Here is an 8,223-nt window from a genome sequence, read left to right as displayed (position 1 = left end):
ATATCTTCAATGTCATCGTAAGCCATGGCTATATCCTATCTAAAAGTAAAATAGTTGTTGTAATCAATGATAAAACGGTAGCAATTGCCCCAATATTCTGAATGGCATTTGTGCCCGTTCCCCAAGATTTCTGTTTTAACGGTTTTACATAAATCATGTCGTTGGGCTGAATGTAATAATAGGGCGAATTCATAACATTGGTATCGGTTAAATCCAAATGGAATATTTTTTGTCCCTGCGGAAATTGCCTAACAATCAACACATCTTTTTTATCGCCGGTGTCTGGTATATCGCCAGAATTTGCGAGTGCCTCAAAAATATTAACACGTTCTTTAAAAATGGTTTTGATGCCCGTACTACCTACTTCGCCCGTAACGGTGTATTGTAATCCGGTTAGTTTTACGGTTACAAAAATATCGTTGGCGGCCTTGTATTCGGTTTCCAATAATTTGTTTTCTATAATTTGTTTGATTTCATCGGTAGTAAAACCCAGCACATTAATTTCGCCCAATTTAGGCATCAATATATTGCCGTGTAAATCAACCGTAAAACCATCAAAATAAGCGCGTTCTTCACTACTAGCATTCAAATCGCCTTCGCCAATAGGATTAAAAATGGTTACAGTTTCTTGCTTTGCTGCCTTAATCCTAATATTTAAAATATCATTAATTTGAACACGATATGCCTTTTGTTTTTCAATTATAACTTGAGTAGAATCAGTTGCTGTACTTTTGTTTTGAAGATAAACAGTATCTTTATAAGGAACACAAGACACCATTACAGTATTTACAATTAAAAAAACAACTAAAAAACATCTCTTCATATTGAGGCACATTGATTTATCACAAATATAACTTTTCGTCTTGAACAATAAAACTAATAACGGCTTTTTTGGTTTTTTATCCGTTATTTGCAGAAAAAATATCCTTTGAATTATTTAACAGTAGAAAACATATCAAAATCTTACGGAGAATTAACGCTCTTTAAAGACATTTCTTTTAGTGTTCACAAAGATCAGAAAATAGCGTTTGTGGCAAAAAACGGAACAGGAAAAACATCCATATTAAATATCCTTTCTGGCGATGACCAAGCCGATTCTGGAAACATTATTTATAGAAAAGATATAAAAGTTTCCTTTCTCTCGCAAGACCCAAAGTTTGATGAAACTTTAACTATTGAAGACACTATTCTAGCAAGCGATAATCCTATTTTAAAAGTAATTTCAAATTACGAAAAGGCCCTTTTAAATCCAGATGATTCTGAAGCATATCAAACTGCTTTCGAAGCTATGGAACAATACCAAGCATGGGATTTCGAAACGCTTTACAAGCAAATTCTCTTCAAATTAAAACTTGAAAATTTAAGTCAAAAAGTAAACACGCTTTCTGGCGGACAAAAAAAGCGTCTCGCATTAGCCAATGCACTAATTAACAAACCTGATTTGTTGATTTTAGATGAGCCTACCAACCATTTAGATTTAGAAATGATTGAATGGTTAGAAGCCTTTTTCGCCAAAGAAAACATAACGCTTTTTATGGTGACGCACGATCGTTATTTTTTAGAGCGTGTGTGTAACGAAATAATAGAATTAGATGAAGGGCAATTATACAATTATAAAGGAAACTATTCCTATTATTTAGAAAAAAAAGAAGCTAGAATCGAGCAAGAAACTATTGAAACTGGAAAAGCCAAACAACTCTTTAAAAAAGAATTAACTTGGATGCGCCGCCAACCCAAAGCGCGTACCACAAAATCGAAATCAAGAATTAATGATTTTGCTGATATAAAGCATAGAGCTCATCAACGCAGAAACGACCACGAGGTACAGTTAGAATTAAATATGGAACGTTTAGGAAACAAAATTTTAGAGTTCCATAAAGTATCAAAAGCGTTTAAAGACAAAACCATACTTGATAAATTTGAATACACATTTCAAAAAGGCGAACGTGCGGGTATCATTGGTAAAAACGGTACAGGAAAAACCACGTTTTTAAACATTTTAACCCAAACCACGCTACCAGATTCTGGTAAGGTAATTAGAGGAGATACCGTAAAATTCGGTTATTATACCCAAGACGGCATCACCATAAAACCCGAGCAAAAAGTCATAGAGGTTATTCGCGAATTTGGAGACTATATTCCACTCAAAAAAGGGCGACAAATTAGCGCACAACAGCTTTTAGAACGGTTTTTATTCAGCAGAAAAAAGCAACACGATTTTGTTGAAAAACTAAGCGGCGGTGAGCGTAAACGTTTATATTTATGTACGGTTTTAATTCAGAATCCAAACTTTTTAATTCTCGATGAACCTACGAATGATTTAGATATTGTTACATTAAATGTGCTAGAAAGTTTTCTTTTAGATTTTCCAGGATGCGTTATCGTGGTATCTCACGACAGGTACTTTATGGATAAAGTTGTAGACCATCTTTTTGTTTTTAAAGGCGATGGTGTTATTGAAGATTTTCCTGGAAATTATACAGATTATCGCATATACGAAGATAGCCAACCAGCTATATCTAGCATGAATACCGAGGATAAAAAAGATAAAAAAGCTTGGAAACAAAATGAAGCTAAAAAGCTGTCTTATAATGAAGAAAAAGAGCTTAATAATATTGAAAGCAAACTAAAATCTTTAACTTTTGATAAAAAAGAATTAGAAAACAAATTCAACAATCAAGAACTTTCGCAAGATGAAATAAATAAACTATCTGAAGAATTACAAAAAATAATTAAAACTATTGAAACCAAAGAAGAACGCTGGTTTGAATTGTCTTCGAAATTAGAAGATTAAATAGTTCTCAGTGTTCAGTAGCAGTATTCAGTCAAAAAAATAAGTCAGTTCGAGTAAAATTCTAAGTCACGAAGAATTTAGTATCGAGAACAACTTAAAAGTATGTTTTACCAAATTATTCAATACATAAAATTTCTTTTAAAATCTACCAATCAACACGGTGTACACTCTCCTTTTGTTTATAATTTGGTCTCCAAATGTTTTTATAACAACAAAAATTATGATGCCTATAAAAGTCTTTTAAACTACAAAAATGCCCTTTTAAAAAACAAAACAAAAATTAAAGTAACCGATTTTGGTGTTGGCTCCCATGTTTTAAAACAAAACCAACGGCTCATTTCTGCAATGACTAAAAATGCTGGGACAACCTATAAAAGAGCAAAGCTTTTATATCGATTGGTTGGCTATTTTGAATTTGAAAACATATTAGAGTTAGGCACCTCATTAGGTGTAGCAACACATGCAATGCATTTAGCAAACCCAAAAGCAAATATTACAACAATTGAAGGTTGTCCGAATATTTCTGAATTTACTAAAAAGAATTTCAAAGATTATAAATTAGAAAATATTAATCTTATAAACGATAATTTTGATAATGCCATAATAAACCTAAAACCCAATACCTATGACTTCATCTTTTTTGATGGTAATCATCAAAAAGAAGCGACGTTACATTATTTTAAAACACTTTTACAAACCGCAAACAACAATTCTGTTTTTATTTTTGATGATATTTATTGGAGCAAAGGCATGACTGAAGCTTGGAAAACCATAAAACAACACCCAAAAGTAACTGTAACTATTGATACGTTTTTCTGGGGATTTGTTTTTTTTAGGAAAGAACAAATTAAAGAGCATTTTACTATTAGGGTTTAGTTGTTTTTTGTTAAGTTGTTAAGCCGTTTGGATTATACTAAAATCACTATACATTATTGAACTTATATGACTGAAAAACAAATAGAGGAATTAATCCAAAAATTAAATCGTAAAGAATTAAAAGAGGAATTAATTTTTAAAAGAAGAATAAGTAAAAACGTATTTGTTGCTAAAATATGGAATAGCTTACCAGAAGAAAAGAGTATAACTGAATGTATAAAATCAGAAAGGTGGTTTTTAATACAAAACGATTCAAATAAATTTATTGGAGCTATACTAGATTGCGTAGAAGATCTTCACTGGTTCATCCAAAAAGGATATAGAGGTAAAAGTTATTTAAGCAATGCGCTAAGAGAAAGTATTATACCCTACCTATTTGATGACAAAGGATTTGAATACGAAAGAGTAGTTCAAAGAATAACAATCAATAAGAAAAAACTCGAAGCTAAAAACTTCAAAGCTTCAAAAAATGTAGCAATAAAATTAGGATTTGAATATGTTGAAAGTAAGAATGGTAAAGAAATATTTAAATTAGAAAAAAACAATTTAAACTGGCAACATCAAAATTTAAAAGAAATAAATACTTTAATTACAGAAGAAAGAATAAATCAACTAAAAGAGAAAATTTTCTATTGTCACAATATGTTACAATATATAAGTGATGAAATATTAATGTCTTGCGGTGATTATGGAGATTTAATGGAAATTACAAAAAAAGTAAATGATTATAGCAAAGAAATTAATCGTATTTGTTCTGAAACATGAAAAAAACATTCGTGAATTAGTGGCAAAAAACTTTGAATTTTAAATTTTAAATTTTGAACTTGCAGTATGAAAATCTACACCAAAACAGGCGACAAAGGTACTACTGCGTTATTTGGAGGTACACGTGTACCAAAACATCATATCCGTATTGAAAGCTACGGAACGGTTGATGAATTAAACTCGCATTTAGGTTTAATTCGCGATCAACATATTAATCAGCATTACAAAAACGTGTTGATGCATATTCAAGACAGATTGTTTACGGTTGGCGCTATTTTAGCTACCGACCCTAAAAAAGCCCTTTTAAAAAATGGGAAAGAACGCTTAAATATTGAAAAGATTTCTGCTGAAAACATTGAACGTTTAGAGCAGGAAATGGACACGATGAACGAAGCACTACCACCAATGACGCATTTTGTGTTACCTGGCGGGCATCAAACAGTGTCATTCTGTCACATAGCACGTTGTGTTTGCCGTAGAGCCGAACGTTTAGCATCGGCACTTAACGATTTAGAACCTTTTGAAGCGAATGCTTTAACGTACTTAAACCGTCTTTCTGACTACCTTTTTGTGTTGGCACGAAAGTTGTCTTCTGACTTACAAGCAAATGAAATTAAGTGGATTCCTGAGAAAAAGTGAAGCACGGAACTTGTAGACAGAAGTTAGAAGTACAATAGTTTAGTAAATTAAGATTTGACTGTATACTGGATACTAATGACTGTAAACTAGCCCGCGTTAGGGATTGCAGCGGCATCCTTTTTAAAACTTGAATGAAATAAAAAATTGCTCGAGTACTTGAATTTGGCAAATTGCCATGTGCTTCGTCCTCACAATAACGTTTTAAAAAGATATAGCAAAAAGCCCGACCCCTTTTTAGGGGTAACGCCTAAAATATAATCCGTTAAAAACTGCTAATATTATTAACTCAGCAACAATAAATTTGCAAGGGTTTAGAGTACAAAAAGATACGTTCTTAAAATTAATGATTAAATAATTCATTTTTTTCTTGTCTGTTTAAACTAAAAATTTATTTTTGCAAAAAAATTAAACGCAATAAAAAATGTATTGGACTTTAGAATTAGCATCGTATTTAAGTGATGCACCTTGGCCAGCAACCAAAGACGAATTAATAGATTACGCTATTAGAACTGGCGCACCGTTAGAAGTTGTAGAAAATTTACAGTCGATTGAAGACGAAGGCGATTCGTATGATTCGATTGAAGAAATTTGGTCTGATTATCCAACAGATGAAGATTACCTCTGGAACGAGGATGAATATTAATAAGCATAAAGAATAATTAAAAAGTCTCGATTTGAGGCTTTTTTTTTGCCCTAATCTTTAAACAAAATGTATCTTTGATACGCTTTTCTTAAAAGCTTAAAAATTAAATAAAAATAACTAGGACGTCCTAGATAAACATAAAATATATACACATGAGTTTCTTAAATTCTGTATTGAAAATATTTGTTGGAGACAAATCGAAACAAGACGTAAAAGCTTTAATGCCTTTAGTAGACAAAGTTAAAACCTTTGAAGCAGCTTTAGAAGCCTTATCGCATGACGAATTAAGAGGTAAAACGGTCGAATTTAAAGCTATTATTGCCGAAACACGCAAACCTTTTAATGAAAGAAAAGAAACACTTTTAAAAGAAGCTGAAGCTACTGAAGATATTGATAGACGAGAAGATATTTATCAAGAAGTCGATAAAATTGAAGACGAATCGTACGAAGCTGTTGAAAAAACATTAAACGATATTTTACCTGAAGCCTTTGCTGTGGTAAAAGAAACCGCAAAGCGTTTTGTAAACAACACTAATATTACAGTAACTGCTAACGAATTTGATAGAAGTCTATCTGGAGATAAAACGTATATAACACTTGATGGCGATAATGCCACTTGGTCAAACTCTTGGGATGCCGCAGGAAAACCCATTACTTGGGATATGGTGCATTACGATGTGCAACTTATTGGGGGTGTAGCGATGCATCAAGGTAAAATTGCCGAAATGCAAACGGGAGAAGGTAAAACCTTAGTTGCTACATTACCTGTGTATTTAAATGCACTTACTGGTCGTGGTGTTCACTTAGTAACAGTAAACGATTATTTAGCAAAACGAGACAGTGCGTGGATGGCTCCTATTTTTGAATTCCACGGTTTGAGTGTAGATTGTATTGATTACCATCAACCAAACTCTGAAGCACGTATAAAAGCTTATAATGCTGATATTACCTACGGAACTAACAACGAATTTGGTTTTGATTACTTGCGTGATAATATGGCACATTCGCCAGATGATTTGGTGCAACGCCCGCACCATTATGCGATTGTAGATGAGGTGGATTCGGTTTTAGTTGATGATGCGCGTACACCATTAATTATTTCTGGCCCCATTCCACAAGGCGAACGTCATGAATTTAACGAACTAAAACCTAAAGTTGATGATATTGTTTCGGTGCAACGTAAATATTTAACAGGTGTTTTAGCTGAAGCAAAAAAATTAATCAAAGCTGGTGATACTAAAGAAGGTGGTTTTCAATTATTGCGTGTGTATCGTGGTATACCTAAAAATAAAGCACTTATTAAATTTTTATCTGAAGAAGGTGTTAAGCTATTACTTCAAAAAACAGAAAACTTTTACATGCAGGATAACAACCGCGAAATGCCAAAGGTTGATGCAGAGTTGTACTATGTTATAGAAGAAAAAAACAATCAAATTGAATTAACAGATAAAGGTATTGAATACATTTCTGGAAAAGATAATCCAGATTTTTTCATCTTACCAGAAATAGGAATTGAAGTTGCTAAAATTGAAGAGCAAGGTCTTTCTGCTGAAGAAGAAGCAAATCTTAAAGAAGAATTATTCAAAGAATTTGGTGTGAAATCGGAACGTATTCACACATTAAATCAATTATTAAAAGCCTATGCTTTATTTGAAAAAGACACACAATATGTGGTGATGGATAATAAAGTCATGATTGTTGATGAGCAAACCGGTCGTATTATGGATGGTCGTCGTTACTCTGACGGATTACACCAAGCGATTGAAGCCAAAGAAAATGTAAAAATTGAAGATGCTACACAAACCTTTGCTACAGTAACCCTTCAAAATTACTTTAGAATGTACCGTAAACTTTCTGGTATGACGGGTACAGCGGTTACTGAAGCTGGTGAATTTTGGGAAATTTACAAACTAGATGTTGTTGAAATACCTACAAACAGACCTATTGCTAGAGACGATAAAGAAGATTTAGTATATAAAACTAAGCGCGAAAAATATAATGCGGTTATTGATGATGTCACACAATTATCGGAAGCTGGTCGCCCTGTTTTAATAGGAACAACATCGGTTGAAATTAGTGAATTACTTGGTAAAATGTTAAGCATTCGCAAGATACCGCACAATGTATTAAATGCGAAACAGCATAAAAAAGAAGCCGAAATTGTAGATCAAGCTGGTAAAACTGGTCAAGTAACCATCGCAACCAATATGGCTGGTCGTGGAACAGATATTAAATTATCAGACGAGGTTAAAGCTGCCGGTGGTTTAGCCATTGTTGGTACAGAACGTCATGATTCACGTCGTGTGGACAGACAATTACGTGGTCGTGCTGGTCGACAAGGAGATCCAGGAAGCTCGCAGTTTTATGTATCGTTAGACGATAATTTAATGCGTCTTTTTGGTAGTGAACGTATTGCAAAAATGATGGATAAAATGGGATTAAAAGAAGGCGAAGTGATTCAGCATTCTATGATTTCAAAATCTATTGAACGTGCTCAGAAAAAAGT

General features: G+C 33.0%; 7 protein-coding genes. 6 read left to right on the top strand and 1 reads right to left on the bottom strand.

All coding sequences use genetic code 11. The features are described from left to right. Nucleotides 1-28: 28 nt before the first annotated feature. Nucleotides 29-823, bottom strand: a complete 795-nt coding sequence (locus AADI82_RS11615; protein ID WP_341216597.1) for a polysaccharide biosynthesis/export family protein — start codon at nt 821-823, stop codon at nt 29-31. Nucleotides 824-928: 105 nt separating this feature from the next. Between AADI82_RS11615 and AADI82_RS11610 the strand changes: the two genes are divergently transcribed. From AADI82_RS11610 to secA, 6 genes are all read left to right on the top strand, one after another. Then, nucleotides 929-2,794 carry an ABC-F family ATP-binding cassette domain-containing protein gene (locus tag AADI82_RS11610; RefSeq protein ID WP_341216596.1) on the top strand — a complete coding sequence of 622 codons (1,866 nt, stop codon included), beginning with the start codon at nt 929-931 and terminating at the stop codon, nt 2,792-2,794. A gap of 102 nt (nt 2,795-2,896) precedes the next feature. Beyond that, complete coding sequence (locus tag AADI82_RS11605) at nt 2,897-3,670, top strand: class I SAM-dependent methyltransferase (protein ID WP_341216595.1); 774 nt, start codon at nt 2,897-2,899, stop codon at nt 3,668-3,670. A 66-nt stretch (nt 3,671-3,736) separates the two neighbouring features. Beyond that, complete coding sequence (locus tag AADI82_RS11600; protein WP_341216594.1) at nt 3,737-4,435, top strand: hypothetical protein; 699 nt, start codon at nt 3,737-3,739, stop codon at nt 4,433-4,435. A gap of 66 nt (nt 4,436-4,501) precedes the next feature. Then, nucleotides 4,502-5,074, top strand: coding sequence for a cob(I)yrinic acid a,c-diamide adenosyltransferase (locus AADI82_RS11595; RefSeq protein WP_341216593.1), 573 nt, complete (start codon nt 4,502-4,504; stop codon nt 5,072-5,074). Between the two features lie 421 nt (nt 5,075-5,495). Continuing rightward, complete coding sequence (locus tag AADI82_RS11590) at nt 5,496-5,717, top strand: DUF2795 domain-containing protein (RefSeq protein ID WP_019387375.1); 222 nt, start codon at nt 5,496-5,498, stop codon at nt 5,715-5,717. Between the two features lie 152 nt (nt 5,718-5,869). Next, nucleotides 5,870-8,223 (top strand): preprotein translocase subunit SecA (gene secA, locus AADI82_RS11585; RefSeq protein ID WP_341216592.1); only part of this gene is annotated, 2,354 nt, incomplete at its 3' end.

This window comes from uncultured Wocania sp. (genome assembly GCF_964021735.1).
Lineage (GTDB): Bacteria > Bacteroidota > Bacteroidia > Flavobacteriales > Flavobacteriaceae > Wocania_A.
Note: the sequence above shows the minus strand (reverse complement) of the source record. Positions and strands in the feature narration are given on the sequence as shown.